We start from the raw sequence: 19,507 nt of genomic DNA, 5'->3' as shown, positions 1-19,507 counted from the left end.
GTTGATTGCTGCGACTCTGCAGCCCACATGGCGAGCCTAGCGCTTAAGCAGACCGAAGGCTCTGGTAGATCGGCCAAGGGATTTCCGATTTTGCTGGATAGGTGCACAGACTAACCCCGCGATGGCTTTTCGCAAGGGAGAGTCGGGCGATGATTCCAACAGGACAGATCCCGACAATAATGCAGCATCGCACGCTTCCGCGTCTGCAGGTAAGTAGGCATCAACGCCATGGCCAGGGCCGAAGCGCTCCCAGGCCTCGGATAACTGCTGTCGGGGCGAACGGCCCACCGTGGCCCGCTTCACCTTATTGAGGAGCACCCGTGGCGTTGCCTGTGGAACCGCAGCTTCGAGCTCGGCAAGGCCCCGGACCAATCGCGGGACGCCGATTGCATCCGCAGCCCCAACGGCAAAAACCTCGTCTGCCAGCTCCAAACTGCGCAGGGTAGCGCCATTGCGGCGTGGCGCCATAGTGTCAAAGCTCAGTTCCTCATCTGCTTCCAGGCAGAAGCCGGTGTCCACGACAACCACCTCGGCCACTTGCTTGGCCCTTTGGAGGACAAGCGAGAGTGCGGAGGCCCTCAGTTCAGTCCAGCGGTCCGCCCTTGTGGTTCCAGTGAGTACTCGAAATCCACCAGTCTTGATGAAGACAGGCGTAGCAGCCCTGTCCAGTGCATCCGCATCCAGCAATCCTTGGTCAGCGAGTCTGCACGCCTGGGCGAGGCCCGCCGACTCCTCCAGCAGCCCAAGCATGGCCGATACGCTCGCACCGTAACTGTCCGCATCCACAAGAATCACGGACTTGCCTTCGGCCGCCAACTCGGCAGCCATGTTTACCGCAACCAGAGTTCTTCCCGGAGCGCCCGTTGGTCCCCACACTGCTATCACCCTCCCCCCGCCTGCTGCTTCTGGTTCTGGGGTTTCCGGCGCCAACTGGAATCCTGCAGATGAATCCGCGAAGCCGGCGTCTGGCAACTTGCGGGCTCCAACGGGCCCACCGTGGCGGCCCACTGCTTCGGAAATCCTCAGGGCAAGGGCGGCGGGCTCAATATCGGTGGACGCTGTTACTACACCAATAGCGGTGAGCCTGGAGACCTCCAGGGGGTCCACGGTCAGGGCGAGAATGGACACACCTACGGCGGCCAGCCGGTCCACCAATGTAACGGTTAATTCTTCGGAGCCTTCGGCAACGACGGCGGCCAGGGCAAGCCCGCTTTGGCAGGCAGCCATCAACTCTGCAAGCTCTGAACACCGCCGGACCACAGTGACGGGGCCATGCAAGCGCTCCAGCCCGCCAACCACGGCTTCCTGTGCCTGGCCAACAGTGATGACCGGGATGCTCATTGGCTGATGCCCGCAGGGTTCCAAACAACAGACACCTTGGCGGCGTTGGCCTTGGCGCCCAGCAGCTTAGGCATCTGCTTGTCCGTGACCAGCACCAGCACGACCGTTGTCTTTGAGGCACCGAGAGCACYCGAACCCGCTGTTACTTCTGCGATTTCGGCGCCGGGCAGCAATAGCTGTGGTTCTTCAAAAGCGTTTTGGGAACCGGGCATTGCGACCCAGACGTCCACCTTCGCCCCGGGAACCGCCTGCGCTGGAAGTGACTCTTCCATCGATATGGCAACAGGCTTGCGGTTCAGGACGTCAGACTGTCCGAGGCTCTTTTGTGGAACGAGTTGGCCCTTCTCAATTCTCTGTAGAGCTACCTTGCCCTGGTCAATTCCGTCCTCCACGGTTACATAGCCGGACTCGACGTCATCCAAGCGAACCTGGACGACGGTTAAATCATCAGGAACCACGGTTTGCCCAACCGAAATACCCTCCCGTGCGGCATAAACCTGAGTGGTCCGATCAGCGGTACTGACAACTGAGATGACTCCGGCGACGGATACAAGCATGAGCAGTACTCCCACCAGTAGTCGTGGATCCCTCCAAGATGGCTTCTTCAACCTGTTGCCGGCGACGCCTGCACTCGGATCCATTTTCCTGCTCCCCATTGAAGTTCTCATGGCATGGTTACCCGCGCCGCCTCTTCATTGTTGCCGGGACATGGCCTACGCCAAAGTCAAGAACTCCAAATCATGGGAAATTGTGGATAACTGTGCCAAACGGGGCCAACAGGTGCCAAAATAGTCCCATGCCCCGATTCCTGACTCTGGCGGACGTCGCCGAACAACTGCAGATAAATTCGCCGCAGGCCTATGCCCTGGTGCGCAGCGGTGAGTTGAAAGCCATTCAGGTCGGAGGACGTGGTCAATGGCGCATCGAGGAAAAGATGCTGGAACAATACATCGAGGAGCGGTATGCCGAGGCCAGCCGAATGATCGAAGAGGCCAAGTCCAAGTCGGGATAGTTTTGGGGAGCCAAACGGGCCGATGAACGGCTAGAACCCCTGGCTGCCGCTCGAGCAGATCGCCTCAAGTGATGTAAATGGAATAGTCCTCACGGCGGCCACTGCACCGCCGCGCCGCACCTCGCCCCTCGTATCGGCAAAATCGAAATGGTCACGCCCAACCCTGTCGATGACGCCGTGGAGCCTGTGGCCTCCCTCCGGGCCAGTAGCCAAGACGACCGTCACCTGGGTCCTGTCACGCGAGAGTCCGCGGAGGGCGCTGGCAAGCCTTAGCGAACTTTGGATCTGGGAAACAGGTTTTCTAGCCAATCTTCCGAGTCCGTCGTAAAGACGTACCGATGCGCATGGAATGAGCCATTGCCGCCCGTTGTCGATCAACACAAACCAATCCCCACCGACGTGACCCAACGTTCCCTGGAGAGAAATACCGCCGCTCAGCACCAAAGCGATCTCAGCTCCGCCGACTCCCCGAAGCCTGTCCACAAGGTCAAGGCCGGCTAGCTCGACTCTCGCGCGTTCGGATATTTCCGATTCACGGGCCAATGCGCGCTCAGCAGAAAATTGCGCTTCCAGATCTTCAAAGAGAGAGTCCCATCTCATATGGTCACAATAGGACCCGTAGCGCGTGGCGCCAAGCGCAATGGGATTTTCCCGTCATGATTGGACAAAGTCCTTCGACTATGCTGAGAATGGGCAAACAATACTAAATGACATCAAACAGCATTAAACGGCCGAAAGGGTAAGTATGAGCAGCGATCCGGCAAGGGTCCGCCACGATGCCACGTTGGCCGCCGTACTCCTCGCGTTGGGACTTTTGCTGCTAATCGTTGGGCAGAATCTCTTGCGGCAGTGGCAGGTGGATGCAGCCCACGGGCAGAGAAGTACGTTCGACCACCTCCTCGCCCTTGCGTCCAGCGCCTCGGGAATTGCCATCGTGTCTTGGTGGGTCCTCTCACTTGGCCTCGCAGCTTGGGCTGCAGTTCTGCAAAGTGCGGGGAGGAGGGGCAGCGCCAACGCCATCGCCAAGTTCAGTCCAGCTTTCATGCTGAGACTGGCGTTTGCCCTTCTAAGCCTGAATCTCCTCGGAATTCAGGCCGCTCAGGCTGCGGCAACGCCGGAACCTCAATGGCAGGCCACTTCCAGTGGCACCATAGGCAGGGCAGCGTGGCATCCGTCCGCTGGCGTACAAGAACCCCTGCCCGCTGTGGTGATGGCCCCTGCGCGAACCACCGAAGAAAGCCACGAGGCAAATCGGTCAGGGCCTGCCTGGCAGCCACAGGCTCCCACAGTTGAACCCGGCCTCCTGTCGCGACAAGGCTCTCGCGACAGGGCGTTTGAACATCACGCTGAAGCCAGCGCTGTGGTCAAGCCGGGTGACACGCTGTGGTCCATTGCCGCAGACAACCTTGGACCCTTCGCAACCGACGTTGATATAGCTCTCCATTGGCCGATGTGGTATTCAGCCAACCGAGGGATCATTGGCAACGATCCCGCGACGTTGCGCCCGGGACAAGTCCTGCAGCCCCCAACGCCCGGCTGAGGTCCTCGCCGCCCGTAAAGAATCCGACTGTATTGAACGGCACCCACTCAGGGGCACTCGTTCATGACCTAAGAGCAGTCCCATTGTCATCCCAGACGTAGCAACCTGAGCCAAGCGATGCCCGCGCAACGGCTCACAGAGTGAACTCATGAGGATTGACCATGACTGTTGTAACTGCACGCCGCCACGCAGACCGCCAAAGAACAAAACATCCTGCAACGAACGCCGGAGCCAACCCTTCTACCCTTGACGTAAGGCTGGTGGCACGAAGCATCGCCCAAGCTGCGGTCGAGGTCCTTGCCGGGACACGGTCCGTTGTCCAGCTGTCCAGATCCCTCGATGAGCAATGCTTTCTCTCGCTCCAGCATCGGGCCGCCCTTACACGCGAACACTCTGCACGCACCCGCGGCTCGCTACAGGTTCACAGAAGCCCAATGGTCCGTTCCGTCCGTGCTTGCGCCATTTCAGACTCCATCTACGAGGTCAGCATCGTTGTTTCTGAGGAGCAGCGCTCCCGCGCTATTGCCATGAGGTTGGAACACTCCGACGGGACGTGGCAGGTCACCGCCCTGGAGATTGGCTAGTCACCCAGATTGGCTAGGCGCCCGTGATTGGCTAGTCACCCGTGATTGACTAGTCACCCCTGAACCAGGCAGGTTGCCTCGATCAGGAGAAGGCGGATCCACGAAAAAAGACCCCGGACATGTGTCCGGGGTCCGTTTTCATAGGCACTGGATCAGCGTCGCTTCTTCTTGGCAGTTTTGCGCTGCTCCTGGGTGGCTGCCTTGGCAGGATTACCGGATCGGCCCGAGGAACGGCCTTCGATGCGGGTCTGGCTCGCTCCGTCCTCGCCTGGGGCTGTGTACTGCAATTGGGCCGGCTTTTCGGGTGTCTCCAGACCGGCAGCCCGGATCTGGGGATCGTGGTGCTCGGTGTGTGCACCTGCCACAGTATCGTCGGCAACAACGACATCTTCGGCGGGGGTTACCTCAACTTCAAGGTTGTAGAGGAAGCCAATGCTTTCCTCGCGAATGGCTTCCATCATGCTTTGGAACATCACGAAGCCTTCGCGCTGGTACTCAACCAGCGGATCCCGTTGAGCCATGGCCCGCAGCCCGATGCCCTCTTTGAGGTAGTCCATCTCGTACAAGTGCTCTTGCCATTTACGCCCAAGCACCGAGAGAACCACCCTGCGCTCGAGCTCCCGCATACTTTCAGAGCCAATGGCTTCTTCACGGGCCTGGTACACCAGCCGCGCGTCAGAGAGGATCTCTTCCTTGAGGAATTCGGCAGTGACCCTGGACTTGCCGCCGGCCTCATCAATGATTTCCTGGGCAGTTACGGTGGCCGGGTAAAGCGTCTTCAGGTTGGACCAGAGCTGGTTGAAGTCCCAGTCATCGCCGTTGCCTTCTGCCGTAGCGGCGTCAATAAGGGCGTTGATGGTGTCTTCCAGGAAGAACTGGACCTTTTCGTGGAGGTCATCGCCTTCGAGGATCCGACGACGGTCCCCGTAGATCGCTTCACGCTGGCGGTTCAGGACGTCGTCGTACTTGAGGACGTTCTTACGCTGCTCCGCGTTGCGGGCTTCCACCTGACCTTGAGCCGAGGCAATGGCACGGGAGACAAGCTTTGATTCCAGCGCGACGTCGTCGGGCACGGAACTGTTCATGAGCCGCTCGGCAGCACCGGAATTGAACAGCCTCATGAGGTCATCGGTCAGTGAAAGGTAGAAACGGGATTCCCCGGGATCGCCCTGACGTCCGGAGCGGCCCCGCAACTGATTATCAATCCGGCGGGATTCGTGGCGCTCGGTGCCCAGCACGTAGAGGCCGCCAAGGTCCAGTACTTCCTCGTGCTCGTCCTTAACCGCCTGCTTGGCCGCAGCGAGTGCCTCCGGCCATGCTGCTTCATACTCTTCCGAGTTCTCCTCCGGATCCAGGCCCCTCTTGGCGAGATCTGCGATAGCGGTGAATTCGGCGTTGCCACCAAGCATGATGTCGGTACCGCGGCCTGCCATGTTGGTGGCTACCGTGACAGCACCCTTACGTCCGGCCTGAGCCACGATGGAGGCTTCCCGCGCGTGGTTCTTGGCGTTGAGAACCTCGTGGCGGATTCCTTCCTTCGCCAGCAGCTTGGACAGATACTCGCTCTTCTCAACGCTGGTGGTGCCAACCAGTACGGGCTGGCCCTTCTCGTGGCGTTCCGCGATGTCCTTGACGACGGCGTCAAACTTGACAATCTCGTTCTTGTAGACGAGGTCCGACTGGTCAATGCGCTGCATGTCCCGGTTTGTGGGGATCGGCACAACGCCGAGTTTGTACGTGCTCATGAACTCGGCTGCCTCGGTCTCGGCCGTACCCGTCATGCCGGACAGCTTGGAATACATGCGGAAGTAGTTCTGCAGCGTTACCGTTGCCAGAGTCTGGTTTTCGGCCTTGATCTCGACGTTTTCCTTGGCCTCAATGGCCTGGTGCATGCCTTCGTTGTATCGTCGCCCGGCGAGGATACGGCCTGTGTGCTCGTCAACAATCAGGACCTCGCCGTCGAGGATGACGTAATCCTTATCGCGCTTGAAGAGTTCCTTCGCCTTGATGGCGTTGTTCAGGAAACCAATGAGTGGGGTGTTGGCCGATTCGTACAGGTTCTGGATACCGAGGTAGTCCTCCACCTTTTCAATTCCGGCTTCCAAGACACCAACAGTCCGCTTCTTCTCGTCGACTTCGTAGTCAACCTCTGGTTGAAGTCGGAGTACGACCTTCGCGAATTCGCTGAACCAGCGGTTTGTGTCGCCTTGGGCCGGGCCGGAGATGATGAGGGGGGTACGCGCTTCATCAATCAGAATCGAGTCAACTTCATCCACAATGGCGAAGTTGTGGCCGCGCTGGACCAGCTCACTGGCGTCCCAGGCCATGTTGTCGCGCAAATAGTCGAAGCCAAATTCGTTGTTTGTCCCGTAGGTGATGTCTGCCGCGTACTGCTGCCGACGCACGGACGGATCCTGGTTGGAGAGGATGCAGCCGCTTGTGAGGCCAAGGAAGCGGTAGACACGTCCCATAAGCTCGGACTGGTATTCGGCTAGGTAATCATTCACCGTGACCACGTGGACGCCCTTGCCCGTAAGGGCATTGAGGTATGCCGGTGCAGTTGCCACGAGGGTCTTGCCTTCACCGGTTTTCATTTCGGCGATGTTGCCCAGGTGGAGGGCGGCGCCACCCATGAGCTGCACGTCAAAGTGCCGCATGCCCAGCGTTCGGGATGAGGCCTCGCGGACTGCAGCGAATGCCTCCGGCAGGAGAGCGTCCAAGGTCTCGCCGTCCTGGTGCCGCGAGCGCAGACGGTCCGTTTCCTCCCGAATTTCAGCGTCAGAGAACGTCTTGAAAGAGTCTTCCAGGGCATTGATGGAATCGGCATAGTTCCGCAGTTGCCTGAGTGTTTTCTTGTCACCCGTGCGGAGAAGTTTTTCGATTAGTGATGCCACGTGAAATTGCTCCCAGTCTCATGCTGCCGAATTCTGGCTGTTTCAGTCTACGGGAGAGAGTATCGCCACGTTATCCGGTTCCCCTGTGAGCGGACTGCTTTGCCCCTCTGGTTCACAGCGTCCGACAGGGCCCCGGCCTACTGCCTCGGCGAGCGGTACCGAGAGATCCCCCACGGGCCACACAACAACTTCCTGAAGGCCGAGCCATTGGGCCAGGAGCCACAATTCGGCGGAAAGCTCGACGGCGGTATCCGGTGGCGCTCCTGGCTCACCAAAGGCGGACCGAACCAGGAGTTGGCCTGCGGCCCTGTCAGCCTTCAAATCGACCCGAGCCACGATGCCTTCCCTGAGCAGGAAGGGCAAAACATAGTAGCCAAAACGGCGCTTGGCAGCGGGCGTGTAGATCTCAATCCGATAGTGGAATCCGAACAACTCTTCCAGGCGCCGCCGCTCGAAGACCAGCGAGTCAAAAGGGCTCAGCAGCGCCCGGCCTTCGGCCCTGCGTGGCAATCTGGCCTCGACGTGCCGGTAGGTTTCCCGGTCCCAACCGCGAACGGAAACGCGCTCCAACCGGCCTGCCTGGAGAAGGCGCTGCACCGACGCCTCCCCAGCCTTCAGCGGGGTCCGAAAATAGTCGGCAAAACAGCGGACCGTTCCGATGCCGTGTGCCATTGCGGCTGCATCCATGAGCCGGTCAAGGGCGGCATCTGCATCCATCCCGCCGTGCACCGAACCCGGCAGAACCCTGGAAGTAAGCGTGTAGAGGCGTTCGAATTGGGGTGTGCGCGAAGCTGCCGAAACGCGGCCTTCTTCAAACAGATGCTCTAGAACGCGCTTTACGGTGTTCCAGTTCCAGCCCCAATTTCCGCTTTCAGCATCCCCTGTGTGCCCAAGTTGTGCAGTCAAGGCAGACGCCGTCATCGGCGGTCCACCCTCCAGGGCAGCGAGGATTCGTTCCTCCATGGCAATCCGCACGGTGGGCTCCAAGTGATGAGCACCCACCCACGCCCGCTTTTGCCAGAGAAGGAGATCCTGAAAATGCTCCGGTCGGATATAGCTGGCTTCGTGTGCCCAGTACTCCATCATTTTGCGAGGGTTTCTACCTGCCATGGAGTGAAGGATTGCCGGATCGTAGTTTCCCAAACGGGAAAAGAATGGCAGATAGTGGCTCCGGGCCAACACATTCACGGAGTCGATCTGGACAAGCTGGATCTGGGCAAAGGTCCGGCCCACCCCCCGTGAGGTCACGGGGCCGGCGGGCCGGACTTTCGCCAATCCTTGGGCTGCCAATGCGATCCGCCGTGCCTGTGAGAGGCTCAGCGAAGCGGTCATTGAAGTCCCTTCACGGCGATCAAGCCTTACTTGGCGGTGGCCGCCTGGTCATCTGAGCGGTACGCGTGGATCTTCTCCTCCACGGCTTCCTCGCCGGGCTCGCAGGTGGAGTCCAGGGTTATGACACCATAAGTCCAGCCATTGCGCCGGTACACAACCGAGGGCGCATTGGTTTCCTTATCCAGGAACAGGTAGAAGTTGTGTCCCACCAGTTCCATGTTGTCCACCGCATCATCGAGCGTGAGGGATGCTGCAGGGAAAACCTTCCGACGGATCAAAACGGGTGAATCTCCCGCTGGAATGTCGTTCTCGATCTCGTAGGGCGACCGCACATCGGCCTGCGGTGCAGGCTCCTGGTGGCTGTTGGCCTCTACGTAAATTGGCTCGCTGGCACTCGCGGGCTCAAGGGCGGCCGTTGCTTCCCGAACGGCCTTGGGCGTGTGTCGCCCATGGTGCACCTTCTTCCTGTCCTTTGCGCGACGCAACCGCTCAAGCAGCTTGTTGTACGCAAGATCGAAGGCAGCAAATTTGTCAGCGGCTGTGGCCTCGGCACGGATAACGGGGCCTCGGCCCAGAACTGTCACTTCAACGGTGAGCTGTCCCGGCGTTTGCCGGGGGTTGGTCTCCTTGGAAACCTTGGCGTCGACTCGCTGGACTTTGTCCCCCAACGATTCAATCTTTGAGATTTTCTCGCCGGCATATTCGCGAAAGCGGTCAGAAACTGTCAGATTTCGTCCGCTGATCATGAACTCCATGGTGCCCTCCAAATAACTCAGGTGACACGACAACGACGCTGTAGGGGGCTGGTCTGACGGACAGTCGAGCCCCTTTCCGAGCCGCTATCGACAGGTACATCTGTTCTTGGTACCCACAACCGACGTTAGTTCATCGGCACGAGTTATTCACCCTTTGGCCACTTATTTTTTGTTTGCGTCTTAACCCCACCCCGGGGCTCGTCTCCGGCGGTGTGCGAGGCGTAGGCTGGTGGCCTCGTGGCCGCGAGAACAACGGCGCCGCAGACTATCCCTCCGGCCGCAGACACTGCCCGTGCAGCCTCCGCAAGCGTGGCTCCAGTGGTGAGAACATCGTCCACAATCAGGCACCTTTGCCCACGGATCTGTTCCCTGTAGCGGGGCCGAACCCTCATGGAACCCCGGACACGCCTGGCCCGCTCACCCCTGCCGAGTCCTTTTTGGCCTGTGGAACCATCCCTCCCCTCCGCGCCAAGGATGGCCCTGACGCCATTTCCGATCAGGTCTTTGCACGTTGCGGCCAGCCCCCTGTTTTCCAGGAGACTCCCGGTCTTCTCAAGTGCATCAAAACCCGGACACCGGGACAACATCCCTCGTCTCTTCATGCAGCGGAGCAGAACGTGTATGGGGCTGAAACCCCGGCTTCGGAAGGCCTTCGCGCTGCTGGGAACAGGAACAATGCAAAAGCCTGGCCGGTCACCAGTGGCCAGCCGAACTGCGTTTCCGAGGCAGGGCGCCAACACCTCAGCCAGTCGCCTCTGGCCGAAGCTCTTGAAGGACAACAGGGACTGCGAAAGTTCATCCCTGTAGGGCCCCGCGGCCACCACGCCCAGCTTTACGGTGCCATCCACATCAACCAGCGCAGGCGATTCCTGTTCGGCCCTGAAGGGCTTCCTGCAAAGCTGACGCACCCGCTTGGCACAATGCCTGCACAGGACGGTATCTTCCACACCACAGCAGACGCAATCAGCGGGAACCAGTAGTGCAAGCAACTCCATCAACGCCCCTTGCAGGTTCGCGATCAGGCGCCCAAGCAAGCGCCTGTCTTTTCCGCGTCGCCGGGGTCCTGAGGAGTCCGGGGCACCAACATCCGGGTCAAGCCGGCGTCGGATACGTTGAGCAGATCCAGGACAATTGACGGCAGATGGAAGGTTGTTCAAGGAAACGATCATGCTGGTAGCCTTGAGCACTTTTTGTTCCGGTGACAGCCCTGGAACCCGCTGTGTGAACAACCACCGTCTTGTTGCGGCAGCGCCTCCAGGGCGCTCCGGCTCAGCCGGGGAAGGCCGGCTCCGTTGGGCCCTTGAGCTGAAGCTCCCAACCATTTCCGACACGTTGGAAAATTCCCGCTGCGGACTGGCCGTAGATCTGTTCTGACCCGTTCCCTGCGCTCAGGCTCATGAGGCCGTCCCAGGGTGCCAGTTGCTGCGGCTCCCCCGAGGTAAGGGAGAGCAACTCCGGAACCACTGTAGCCGTCGCCGAACTGGCCATGACGGCAACCGTGGATCCGTTGACCCACACTCCCTGGTCAGGCGAGGTGGAGGTGAAAAGAGTGACAGGAGCCGTAAGATCCTTCGGCGCGCCGTCTGCATTCCGGACGATGCCCGTCACCTGAACCACTGATTTACCGTTCGCCTCGGATATCACCAGGGCCCGGGTGCCTTCGCGCGAGATCCGAAAATCCTTGACAATCCGTCCGGACAGCCACGTGGGAGAGATGGTCGCCGTGGGTATGGCCATTCCGGGGGCAACGCCCGTGGGTTTGAAAGCCACAACCTCAGTATTCCCGCTGGCGCCTGGTCCCGCCGTCCAAACCCAATCATGAGGACTGAACGATGGCCCGGTCAACGTGCTTCGGGTGGTCAACTGGCGGGCCGGTTGACCCGGCTCGATGGAGTACAAGGTGGTTTTGTCGCCGTTGAGGAAGGCAACGGTTTGGGATACAGGCGATTCGGCGGGTGAATGGGGCCCAAGGCCTGCAACCGACTGGATGTCAGGCAATGGTGAAACACGATTGTTCTCGTAGCGGACCAAGTCGCCGTTATTGACCGCAATCTGGCGGGCAGGCACATTCTTGTCCACAACCGGCGGCAGAACTGTCCCGTTGTCCTCGACTCGGACCAGGTCCTGGTCGGCGCGAAGCTGGACATTAATGACGTCCGGTTGCCCCCTGAACGTTAGTGCCAGCTGGTTCTGCATGCGTTGGCGGTCTTCTGCCGATGCGTCGAACAGTTCCTTGGCTGACAAATCCACCTGGGCTGCTCCGGAAACTACCGGGACAGATTCCCGGGCCAACTTCATTCCAGAGGGAAAGGCGCTCACCACTGCCCCACGCAAGTAGGGCGCAGGCCCGGCAAGAAGGGCGCTGGTCATGGATTTAACAGTCTTCTTCTTGATGAACCATCGGTAGTCCGGCACCGCATACGTGAACGTCGGGTCATAGAAGTAGATGGGGAAGGCGCCGTAAATGACTTTGAACGTTTCTTCCGGAATCGCAGTACCATCCGGAACTTTGGAGATCCGCCACTCCCCTTCCACTTTCTCCAGCGAGACGGGGATGGTCTCCTTGGTCCCAGGTGGGAACTGCGTGGCTATTCCGTCCGCATCCACCGTGTAGGCAAGATCGACCTCGTAAAGGTATTCATTCTCCACGGCCGTCTTGACCACGTGCGCCCCGCGGAACACGACGGCCCGCTTATCCGGTTTCCACGTAACGGCCTGGGCCTGGGTCAGATATTGCCGTGCTACGGGATAGTCGTCCTCATAGCCGCTGCCGGCCATATAGAAATCCTCAATGACGGCTTCAGGTGTGGAGCCCGCGCGCGGTGCTGCGGGGAAGAATACAGGGGCGTTGGGGTTTCCTGCTCCCTCATCCTGGCTTTTTCCCACTGGGCCGGAGCGGGGAATCTGGGCGCATGAAGCCAGCAAGACCATGAGCGCCGCCAGCACGGCAACGACAGCCCGTCTGCGTGCGGTGCCAAGGACCCTCATGATGCATCGCCCTTTCCCTTGTCACCCAAAGGAAGCGTTCCGACGTCGGACTTGCCCTCTGTGGCGCCAAAACCCGTACCCAGGACAAGCATCTGGCGCTCGCTGCCGGCTCCGGGCAATTCGATGTCTGCAGGTTCCAGCTGAAGTGGCGACTTGAGGATGGTTCCGCCCTGCTTGAGCGGCAAGGTCAACCTGAAGTTTGAGCCCGCCCCTTTGCGGCCCCATGCCTGAAGCCAGCCGTTGTGCAGCTTGGTGTCCTCAGCGGCGATGGACAAGCCCAGTCCGCTGCCACCAGTGGTACGGGCGCGTGCCGGGTCGGCCCGCCAGAATCGGTCGAAAACCCTGGCAGCTTCCGCTTGGCTCATTCCAATACCGTGGTCACGCACGGCCACGGCGACGGCGTCATGGTTTGCTGCCACGGATATGTGGATCGGCTTTCCTTCGCCGTGCTCAAGGGCGTTGAGAAGCAGGTTCCTCAGGATCCGGTCAATCCTGCGCGAGTCCATTTCGACAATGATGCTCTTCTGACGGGCGTTCAGGCGGACCTCAGAGCCGTATTCGGCGGCTACGGGTGCTGCACCCTCCATGACGTGCGAAATCACCTGGAAGATGTCCTGGGGTTCGGCGTCCAAGACGGCGGCCCCCGCATCGAAGCGCGAAATCTCCAGCAAATCCGACAACAAGGACTGGAACCGCTCCACCTGGTGATAGAGGAGTTCGGCCGAGCGTTTGTTCATAGGATCAAAGTCTTCACGGGCGTCGTAAAGGACCTCGGCAGCCATGCGAACGGTGGTCAAGGGGGTGCGAAGTTCGTGGGAAACATCCGAGACGAATCTTTGCTGCATTTGGGACAACGTGGCCAACTGAGTGATCTGCTCCTGCAGGCTGGCGGCCATATGGTTGAACGACGCACCAAGCCTGGCTACCTCATCCTCGCCTTTAACCACCATGCGCTCTTGGAGTTGGCCTGCCGCAAGCTTTTCCGACACCACGGCAGCGTGGCTCACAGGGCTGACGACATTGCGGGTGACGTACCAGGCGATGGCACCGATCATGAGCACCAGCGCCGCACCACCTGCCCACAGCACGTTCTGGATTTCGTCCAGGGTCTTCTGGGCAGTGTTCAGGTCATAGATCAAATACAGCTCGTAGGCAGTGCCGTTAAAGGTCACTTTGTTTCCTACAGCAATACCCGGGCGGTCCTCGTTTCCGACCGGGAATTGCATGGAGGCCCAGAATTGTTGCTTCCCGCCTTCCTGGACAGCCTTTCGCAATTCCGGCGGGATGACGCGGACAGTGAGCTGGTCCGAGGCGCGCGACTCAACCCAGCGGTTACGGGGTTTGGTCTGTTCCGGCACTGCTTCAAAGACGTAGCGCCGCTGGATCACAGAGCCCCGGCCCTCTACGGCGGTTAATGTGTCATAAACCAACGTGATGACGCTTGATTGATCAGTAACCTGTGCGCCGTCGAAGGTGTCCTGAACCTGTTTGACGTTGTAGCGGGATTCCGACTCCGCCTGGGCCAGCCTTTCCTGGAACAGGTTATTCGCGATCTGGTTGGAAAGGTAAGCTCCGACGATCGCAAAAGACGTCACGGCAAGCAGGAGAGTCGTCAGCACGGTCCTGAACTCCAAAGACCGGCGCCACCGCCTCAGCAAAGAACGCCAGAGGAAGCGAAGACCCGGCCGTATCTGCCGGACACCGATCGAGACGAGTCGGGAAACCCTCAGAACCAGAATCAGGCCACGTCGCGTCCATATCCTGGCGCGCCACATCAGCCAGGGAAGATTCCTTCTTACTGGATCGCTGGGAGCGGAGGGTGAATTCCCGGACGCCGAAGTCTCTGCGGTCTGTTCCTGGGCTGCGGTCTGCTCCTGGGCCCGCTGCTCCGGACTGTCGGCCCTCTGGTCCTTGTCCGTAGTGCCGGTCTTGCCGGTGGGAGACTCAGGAACCTGCTTTATACCCGACACCACGCACCGTCAATACAACTTCGGGCGCTTCCGGATCCCGTTCAATCTTGGAGCGCAAACGCTGAACGTGGACATTGACCAGCCGGGTGTCCGCGGCATGGCGGTATCCCCATACCTGTTCAAGCAAAAGTTCGCGCGTGAAGACCTGCCACGGCTTGCGGGCCAGTGCTACCAGGAGGTCGAACTCCAAGGGTGTAAGCGAGATTCGCTCTCCACCGCGGGTGACCAGGTGCCCGGCGACGTCGATGGTTACATCAGCAATCCGCAAGGTTTCAGGCGCCTTTTGTTCGCCCGGCCGAAGGCGTGCACGGACTCGGGCCACGAGTTCAGCGGGTTTAAAAGGCTTGGGCACGTAGTCGTCAGCACCGGATTCAAGGCCGCGGACAACATCCGAGGTGTCCGATTTTGCGGTGAGCATGACGATGGGAACGTCCGATTCTCCACGAATCTGCCGACAAACTTCGATGCCATCCGAACCCGGAAGCATGAGATCCAAGAGGACCAAATCGGGCTTGGACGAACGGAACACTTCAAGAGCCTGGCCGCCGTCTGCGCAGAATACCGGCTCGAAGCCATCATTGCGCAGGACAATACCAATCATCTCTGCGAGCGCTTCGTCGTCGTCAACTACCAGAATGCGTGCCTTCATAGTTATATATTCCCTTATCGCCCAGCCTTTGTCCTGTTGGGCGGCCGCACGGCATGGCGTCCCCCAAGGCACTTCCACCGTACTGCACGTCCGCGCTTGGCTCGACGTAGTTCCGCTGGCCAGGGCAGTGAGGGCTTCAAGCTATGAGGGAGGACACCGGGACTATAGGCTTGGGGCGAAGGTCCAATGTGGGGGACGTCGCATGTCGGCGGCCGGGTCTCTTGGGGAGGAAATCGTGTCACAGCCAGAGCACGGCCAGCAGCCATATCCGGGCGGTCAGCCTGCCTGGGGCAACCAGCCCCAGTGGGGTGGGCCACCCACATGGTCACACCCACAGGGTGGCGCCAACAATTGGCCGGGCTACCCTCCGCCCGGACCAGGGCCAGCGGGCGGATGGCCTGCGGCTGGGCCCGGCGGTCCATACTATGGAGCGCCCGGCGGTCCGCCCTATGGCCAACCAATGTACGTTGCCCCACCCAAACCAGGTGTCATTCCCTTGAGGCCCCTGCAATTCGGGGAGCTGCTTGATGGCTCCTTCCAGACCATACGCCGGAATGCCGCCTCCATGTTTGGTTCAGCCCTGATCGTCCAGGCCGTTGCCGCTGCCCTTCTGGGTGTTGTCACCGTCGCCATGTACGAGCTTATGGATTCGTTGGAAGCGACGGATTTCAGCGGGGACGCGGCTGGGTTCTTCGGCCCGTTCGTGGCCGTCATGGCGGGTTCGGTGGGAGTCTCCGTGTTGATCGGCTTTCTCGGCGCCGTTCTCCAGGGCGTCATGGTCATTCCGGTTTCCCGTTCTGTCCTCAACCGGCGGACGGGCTTCGGTCAAATGTGGAAGCTGGCTGTCGGGCGGATCCTGCCTCTCCTGGGAGTAGCAGCCGTGCTCACTTTCGGTGGACTGCTGGCCGCAGCTGCCGTCGTCGGGATTGCCGTGCTGTTGTTCACGGCCTTGGGACCGGCTGCCTTCTTGATTGTGTTTCCCTTGGGCTTCGGGGCCATCGTCGTCTTTGTCTGGATTGGACTGAAGCTCATGTTCGCCCCCGCCGCCATCGTCGTGGAACGGATCGGCGTCTATGACGGACTCCTGCGATCCTGGCAGTTGACGAAGAGCAATTGGTGGCGCATCTTCGGCATAACGCTGCTGGTGAGCGTCATGGTGGGAATCATCGCCCAGATAGTGCAGATTCCAGCGTCTCTCGCTGCTACCGCGATAGGCTCCGTAGTCTCCCCCCACCCCGACGCCGGGACAGTGGCCTCCACCCTGGTCCTCACGACTGTGATCTCGATGGCAATTGGGGCTTTGGTAGGGTCTGTGACTTTCGCTTTCCAAACATCGGTGTCCGCGCTCATCTATATGGATCTTCGAATGCGTCGGGATGGGCTGGACGTGGAGTTGATGCGCCTGATGGAAAGTGGTGCAGATCCGGGGGGAATCCCCGGTGGTCCTGCCCCGCAGTTCCAGGGCAGCACATGGCCCCCTGGCGGCGGACAATGGCCAGGCACTCCTCCCGGGCGCCGGCCGCAGGCATGAGTCAAGTCTTACTCCATGTCATTCCCGCTTTGGCCGGCACTGAGCCGCCGGTGAGTCCGGACCGGGACGAAGCACGTCGTTGGGCCGAGGAGGAACTATCCAAGGCGCAGTATGCCAAAGCCCGACCCAGTTGGCTGGACCAGCTTTGGCGCGATTTCCTGGACTGGCTCAGCTCCCTGGACGGGGACGGAACTTCCCCGGCCGGCAACATCGCTGTTCCCCTCATCATTGCCTTGGCTGTGGTACTCATTGTGGTGGCTATCTTCGTAGTCCGTCCCAGGCTGAATGCAACGCGAAAAACCTCCGTTGCCGGCATCTACGGCAAGGACGCGGTTGTGGACGCTGCCACATATCGGAAGCGCGCTTTGGCCGCGGCCGACGACGGCGACTGGCCGTCCGCCGTCGTCGATCAGTTCCGGGCCTTGGTGCGCTCCGCGGAGGAGCGCGATGTTATTGAAGCGCGGGCTGGACGGACGGCCGATGAAGCCGCTAATCACTTGGGCCAGGCCTTCGCTCCCGCCCAGCTCCGGCTTGTTGATGCCGCCCGCCTGTTTGATGCGGTCCGCTACGGAGAACAGGCCGCGACACGCTCGGATTATGATGAGCTGCGCAAGCTGGATACAGACCTCCTGGCCCTGACACCTGACTTCAGCGGCCAGTACCAACAGGGATTCGCGGTGCCGCGATGACCCTCCAGGAACAGGTGCCTGAAGCTTTGCAGGAAGGAACTCCTCCTCCACGGCGGACCAGCGCCATGTGGAGTTGGTTCCGAAAGCACCTGGTTTGGATTGCGCTGGGCGTAGTGTTTGCCGCGTTCGTGACGTTCCTGGCAGTGGAGCGGTTCTCGGCGCCCAACGACTCCCGGGCCTTGTCTACCCGTAATCCCGCTCCCGACGGGGCCATGGCGTTGGCCGAAATACTGGGGCGCCACGGTGTTGCCATAACTCCCACCGATACCCTCGAAGACACCTTGACAGCCATTTCCGACGACACCCATACCACCGTGCTGCTCTATGACCCCCGCGGTTTCCTGGACAGGTCGCAGTTGGAAGATCTCAGGTCCGAGGCCGACCGGTTGGTGGTGGTCGCACCACGACTACCCACGCTGAACGGCCTTGAGCCGGGCATCCGTCCCGGCGGAGTGGTTCCCGAAGCAACGAAAATCCTTGAACCTGGCTGCGGCCAGGAAGACGCAGAGCGGGCGGGAGCCGTTGCAGCACAAGGACCCGTCTACCTGGGTCCCGTAATTTGCTACGCCACCCGCAGCGATGGACCTGGACTTTATGTGGCCTCGGCGGATGGGCGCGTGGTGGTGCTGGGGAGCACTGAGTTGCTGGAAAACCAACACCTCGCTGCCGAAGGCAACGCCGCATTGGCCATCCGGACCTTGGGAGGCGCGCCCGACTTGGTCTGGTACACACCAGGCCTCACGGATGTAGCGTCCGATAGATCCGCCCCGACGCTGAACGAACTTGCACCTGCATGGCTGGCGTTTGCCGGCCCATGGCTGGGTGTCGTAGCTATCCTTGCCATTCTCTGGCGCGGACGACGCTTGGGACCGTTGGTCTTTGAACCGCTTCCGGTGGTGGTTGAGGCAGCCGAAACGGCCGAAGGCCGTGCACGTCTCTATCAGGATTCACGTGCCGTTGAACGCGCGGCCGACAATTTGCGGGCAGGAACCCTGGCCCGGTTGGCCAAGCATTTCAATCTGGGGACCGACGCCACCGCGGAAGTCATCGTCGACGCCGTGGCCCGGCGCCTTGGACGGCAAGCACCGGCGATCCGGTGGTCGTTAATTGATTCCAAGCCGCAGACAGAAGGACAACTGGTGCAGTGGGCACAACAGATCGAACGAATCGAACAGGAGGCGACGGCCCGATGAGCAACCAGCCGAACAGCTATACGGACAGCAACTACCAATACTCCGGAGGCGCGGCCCATCCGGGGGTGGAGGATCCTGCCCGGCAGTCCCTGTTGAACGTCCGGACCGAGGTTGGGAAGGCCGTGGTGGGGCAGGATCCCACAGTGACCGGGATGCTCATCGCCCTTCTCTGCGACGGCCATGTCCTGCTGGAAGGTGTGCCCGGAGTCGCCAAGACCCTGTTGGTCCGGGCGTTGTCAACTGCCCTGAGCCTGGAAACCAAGCGCGTACAGTTCACCCCGGATCTCATGCCCGGAGACGTCACGGGTTCCTTGGTGTATGACTCGCATTCATCGGAATTCACTTTCCGGGAAGGGCCTGTTTTCACGAACATCCTGCTGGCCGATGAAATAAATCGAACGCCACCCAAGACGCAGGCCTCGCTCCTGGAAGCAATGGAGGAACGCCAGGTTTCCGTAGACGGCGTGTCCAGGCCGCTGCCGGCACCCTTCATCGTGGCAGCCACCCAGAATCCCGTCGAATACGAAGGAACCTACCCCCTGCCCGAGGCCCAATTGGACAGATTCCTCCTCAAACTGACCATGCCTTTGCCGGGCAGGGCCGAGGAAATCGAAGTGATCCGCCGGCACGCGGGCGGCTTCGATCCCCGAAACCTCGCCGCAGCCGGCGTGCGGCCGGTGGCTGGCGCCGTCGAGCTTACCAATGCCCGCGCGGCTGTGGCGCAAGTGGCCGTCGCCCCGGAAGTCCTGGGCTACATTGTGGACGTAGTCCGGGCCACCAGATCAGCCCCTTCCTTCCAACTGGGCGTCTCCCCTCGAGGCGCTACTGCTCTTTTGAACACGTCAAAGGCATGGGCCTGGTTGTCCGGGCGGCCCTTCGTGACGCCGGACGACGTCAAAGCGCTATCGTTGCCTTGCCTCAGGCACCGGGTAGGCCTGCGTCCTGAGGCCCAGATGGATGGCATCCACGTTGACGACGTCCTGGGCAGCATCCTCGCGTCCGTTCCGGTGCCTCGTTGATTCTGCCGGT

At 60.6% G+C, this 19,507-nt stretch carries 18 protein-coding genes; 8 read left to right on the top strand and 10 right to left on the bottom strand.

The genetic code is table 11. From position 1 onward, the window contains the following. Positions 1-36: 36 nt before the first annotated feature. Positions 37-1,341, bottom strand: coding sequence for an AAA family ATPase (locus tag AB4Y87_RS07530; protein ID WP_442003781.1), 1,305 nt, complete (start codon positions 1,339-1,341; stop codon positions 37-39). Further along, entirely contained in the window at positions 1,338-1,982 is a 645-nt protein-coding gene (locus AB4Y87_RS07525; RefSeq protein ID WP_442003780.1) for an SAF domain-containing protein, read from the bottom strand. Before AB4Y87_RS07525 ends, AB4Y87_RS07530 begins: the two co-directional genes overlap by 4 nt. A 155-nt stretch (positions 1,983-2,137) precedes the next feature. Between AB4Y87_RS07525 and AB4Y87_RS07520 the strand changes: the two genes are divergently transcribed. Then, complete coding sequence (locus AB4Y87_RS07520) at positions 2,138-2,353, top strand: helix-turn-helix domain-containing protein (protein WP_442003779.1); 216 nt, start codon at positions 2,138-2,140, stop codon at positions 2,351-2,353. A gap of 30 nt (positions 2,354-2,383) precedes the next feature. Here AB4Y87_RS07520 and AB4Y87_RS07515 read toward each other — a convergent pair whose 3' ends face one another. Beyond that, entirely contained in the window at positions 2,384-2,953 is a 570-nt protein-coding gene (locus tag AB4Y87_RS07515) for a hypothetical protein (RefSeq protein WP_442003778.1), read from the bottom strand. A 145-nt stretch (positions 2,954-3,098) separates the two neighbouring features. Here AB4Y87_RS07515 and AB4Y87_RS07510 point away from each other — a divergent pair, with 145 nt between their 5' ends. Together AB4Y87_RS07510 and AB4Y87_RS07505 are read left to right on the top strand one after the other, a co-directional pair. Continuing rightward, the gene (locus AB4Y87_RS07510; protein ID WP_442003777.1) at positions 3,099-3,893 is read left to right on the top strand and encodes a LysM peptidoglycan-binding domain-containing protein; all 795 of its coding nucleotides are present in this window, start codon (positions 3,099-3,101) and stop codon (positions 3,891-3,893) included. A gap of 161 nt (positions 3,894-4,054) precedes the next feature. Then, on the top strand, positions 4,055-4,477 hold the full coding sequence (locus AB4Y87_RS07505) for an Rv3235 family protein (protein ID WP_442003776.1): 423 nt from the start codon (positions 4,055-4,057) through the stop codon (positions 4,475-4,477). A gap of 152 nt (positions 4,478-4,629) precedes the next feature. On the opposite strand, the gene secA is transcribed toward AB4Y87_RS07505, so the two are convergent. The 4 genes from secA to AB4Y87_RS07485 all read right to left on the bottom strand — a co-directional run bounded on the left by secA (position 4,630) and on the right by AB4Y87_RS07485 (position 9,850). Next, complete coding sequence (secA, locus tag AB4Y87_RS07500) at positions 4,630-7,371, bottom strand: preprotein translocase subunit SecA (RefSeq protein ID WP_442003775.1); 2,742 nt, start codon at positions 7,369-7,371, stop codon at positions 4,630-4,632. 42 nt (positions 7,372-7,413) lie between these two features. Then, complete coding sequence (locus tag AB4Y87_RS07495) at positions 7,414-8,703, bottom strand: winged helix-turn-helix domain-containing protein (RefSeq protein WP_442003774.1); 1,290 nt, start codon at positions 8,701-8,703, stop codon at positions 7,414-7,416. Positions 8,704-8,729: 26 nt separating this feature from the next. Next, on the bottom strand, positions 8,730-9,458 hold the full coding sequence (hpf, locus tag AB4Y87_RS07490; protein WP_442003773.1) for a ribosome hibernation-promoting factor, HPF/YfiA family: 729 nt from the start codon (positions 9,456-9,458) through the stop codon (positions 8,730-8,732). A 143-nt stretch (positions 9,459-9,601) separates the two neighbouring features. Next, on the bottom strand, positions 9,602-9,850 hold the full coding sequence (locus AB4Y87_RS07485) for a phosphoribosyltransferase family protein (protein WP_442003978.1): 249 nt from the start codon (positions 9,848-9,850) through the stop codon (positions 9,602-9,604). 225 nt (positions 9,851-10,075) lie between these two features. Here AB4Y87_RS07485 and AB4Y87_RS07480 point away from each other — a divergent pair, with 225 nt between their 5' ends. After that, the gene (locus AB4Y87_RS07480) at positions 10,076-10,438 is read left to right on the top strand and encodes a hypothetical protein (protein WP_442003772.1); all 363 of its coding nucleotides are present in this window, start codon (positions 10,076-10,078) and stop codon (positions 10,436-10,438) included. Between the two features lie 289 nt (positions 10,439-10,727). On the opposite strand, the gene AB4Y87_RS07475 is transcribed toward AB4Y87_RS07480, so the two are convergent. The 3 genes from AB4Y87_RS07475 to mtrA all read right to left on the bottom strand — a co-directional run bounded on the left by AB4Y87_RS07475 (position 10,728) and on the right by mtrA (position 15,065). Further along, positions 10,728-12,446: an LpqB family beta-propeller domain-containing protein gene (locus AB4Y87_RS07475; RefSeq protein ID WP_442003771.1), complete on the bottom strand. Its 1,719-nt coding sequence runs from the start codon at positions 12,444-12,446 to the stop codon at positions 10,728-10,730. After that, positions 12,443-14,221, bottom strand: a complete 1,779-nt coding sequence (gene mtrB / locus AB4Y87_RS07470) for an MtrAB system histidine kinase MtrB (protein ID WP_442003977.1) — start codon at positions 14,219-14,221, stop codon at positions 12,443-12,445. Before mtrB ends, AB4Y87_RS07475 begins: the two co-directional genes overlap by 4 nt. Positions 14,222-14,390: 169 nt before the next feature. Next, positions 14,391-15,065 (bottom strand): MtrAB system response regulator MtrA, encoded by a 675-nt coding sequence (gene mtrA, locus AB4Y87_RS07465; protein WP_144649950.1) that lies wholly within the window; start codon positions 15,063-15,065, stop codon positions 14,391-14,393. Between the two features lie 460 nt (positions 15,066-15,525). Here mtrA and AB4Y87_RS07460 point away from each other — a divergent pair, with 460 nt between their 5' ends. Genes AB4Y87_RS07460 through AB4Y87_RS07445 form a run of 4 tightly spaced genes read left to right on the top strand, consistent with a single transcriptional unit; the run spans position 15,526 to position 19,497 of the window. Next, entirely contained in the window at positions 15,526-16,596 is a 1,071-nt protein-coding gene (locus AB4Y87_RS07460) for a glycerophosphoryl diester phosphodiesterase membrane domain-containing protein (protein ID WP_442003770.1), read from the top strand. Continuing rightward, positions 16,593-17,285 carry a DUF4129 domain-containing protein gene (locus tag AB4Y87_RS07455; protein ID WP_442003769.1) on the top strand — a complete coding sequence of 231 codons (693 nt, stop codon included), beginning with the start codon at positions 16,593-16,595 and terminating at the stop codon, positions 17,283-17,285. The genes AB4Y87_RS07460 and AB4Y87_RS07455 overlap by 4 nt, the downstream gene beginning before the upstream one ends. Further along, a complete protein-coding gene (locus AB4Y87_RS07450; protein WP_442003768.1) occupies positions 17,282-18,478 on the top strand; it encodes a DUF4350 domain-containing protein in 1,197 nt (398 codons plus the stop codon). The genes AB4Y87_RS07455 and AB4Y87_RS07450 overlap by 4 nt, the downstream gene beginning before the upstream one ends. After that, the gene (locus tag AB4Y87_RS07445; protein WP_442003767.1) at positions 18,475-19,497 is read left to right on the top strand and encodes an AAA family ATPase; all 1,023 of its coding nucleotides are present in this window, start codon (positions 18,475-18,477) and stop codon (positions 19,495-19,497) included. The genes AB4Y87_RS07450 and AB4Y87_RS07445 overlap by 4 nt, the downstream gene beginning before the upstream one ends. Positions 19,498-19,507: the final 10 nt, after the last annotated feature.

This window comes from Paenarthrobacter sp. RAF54_2 (assembly GCF_052113945.1).
Classification (GTDB): domain Bacteria; phylum Actinomycetota; class Actinomycetes; order Actinomycetales; family Micrococcaceae; genus Arthrobacter.
The sequence above is the reverse complement of the archived record's forward strand: the minus strand, read 5'-3'. Positions and strand labels throughout refer to the sequence as shown.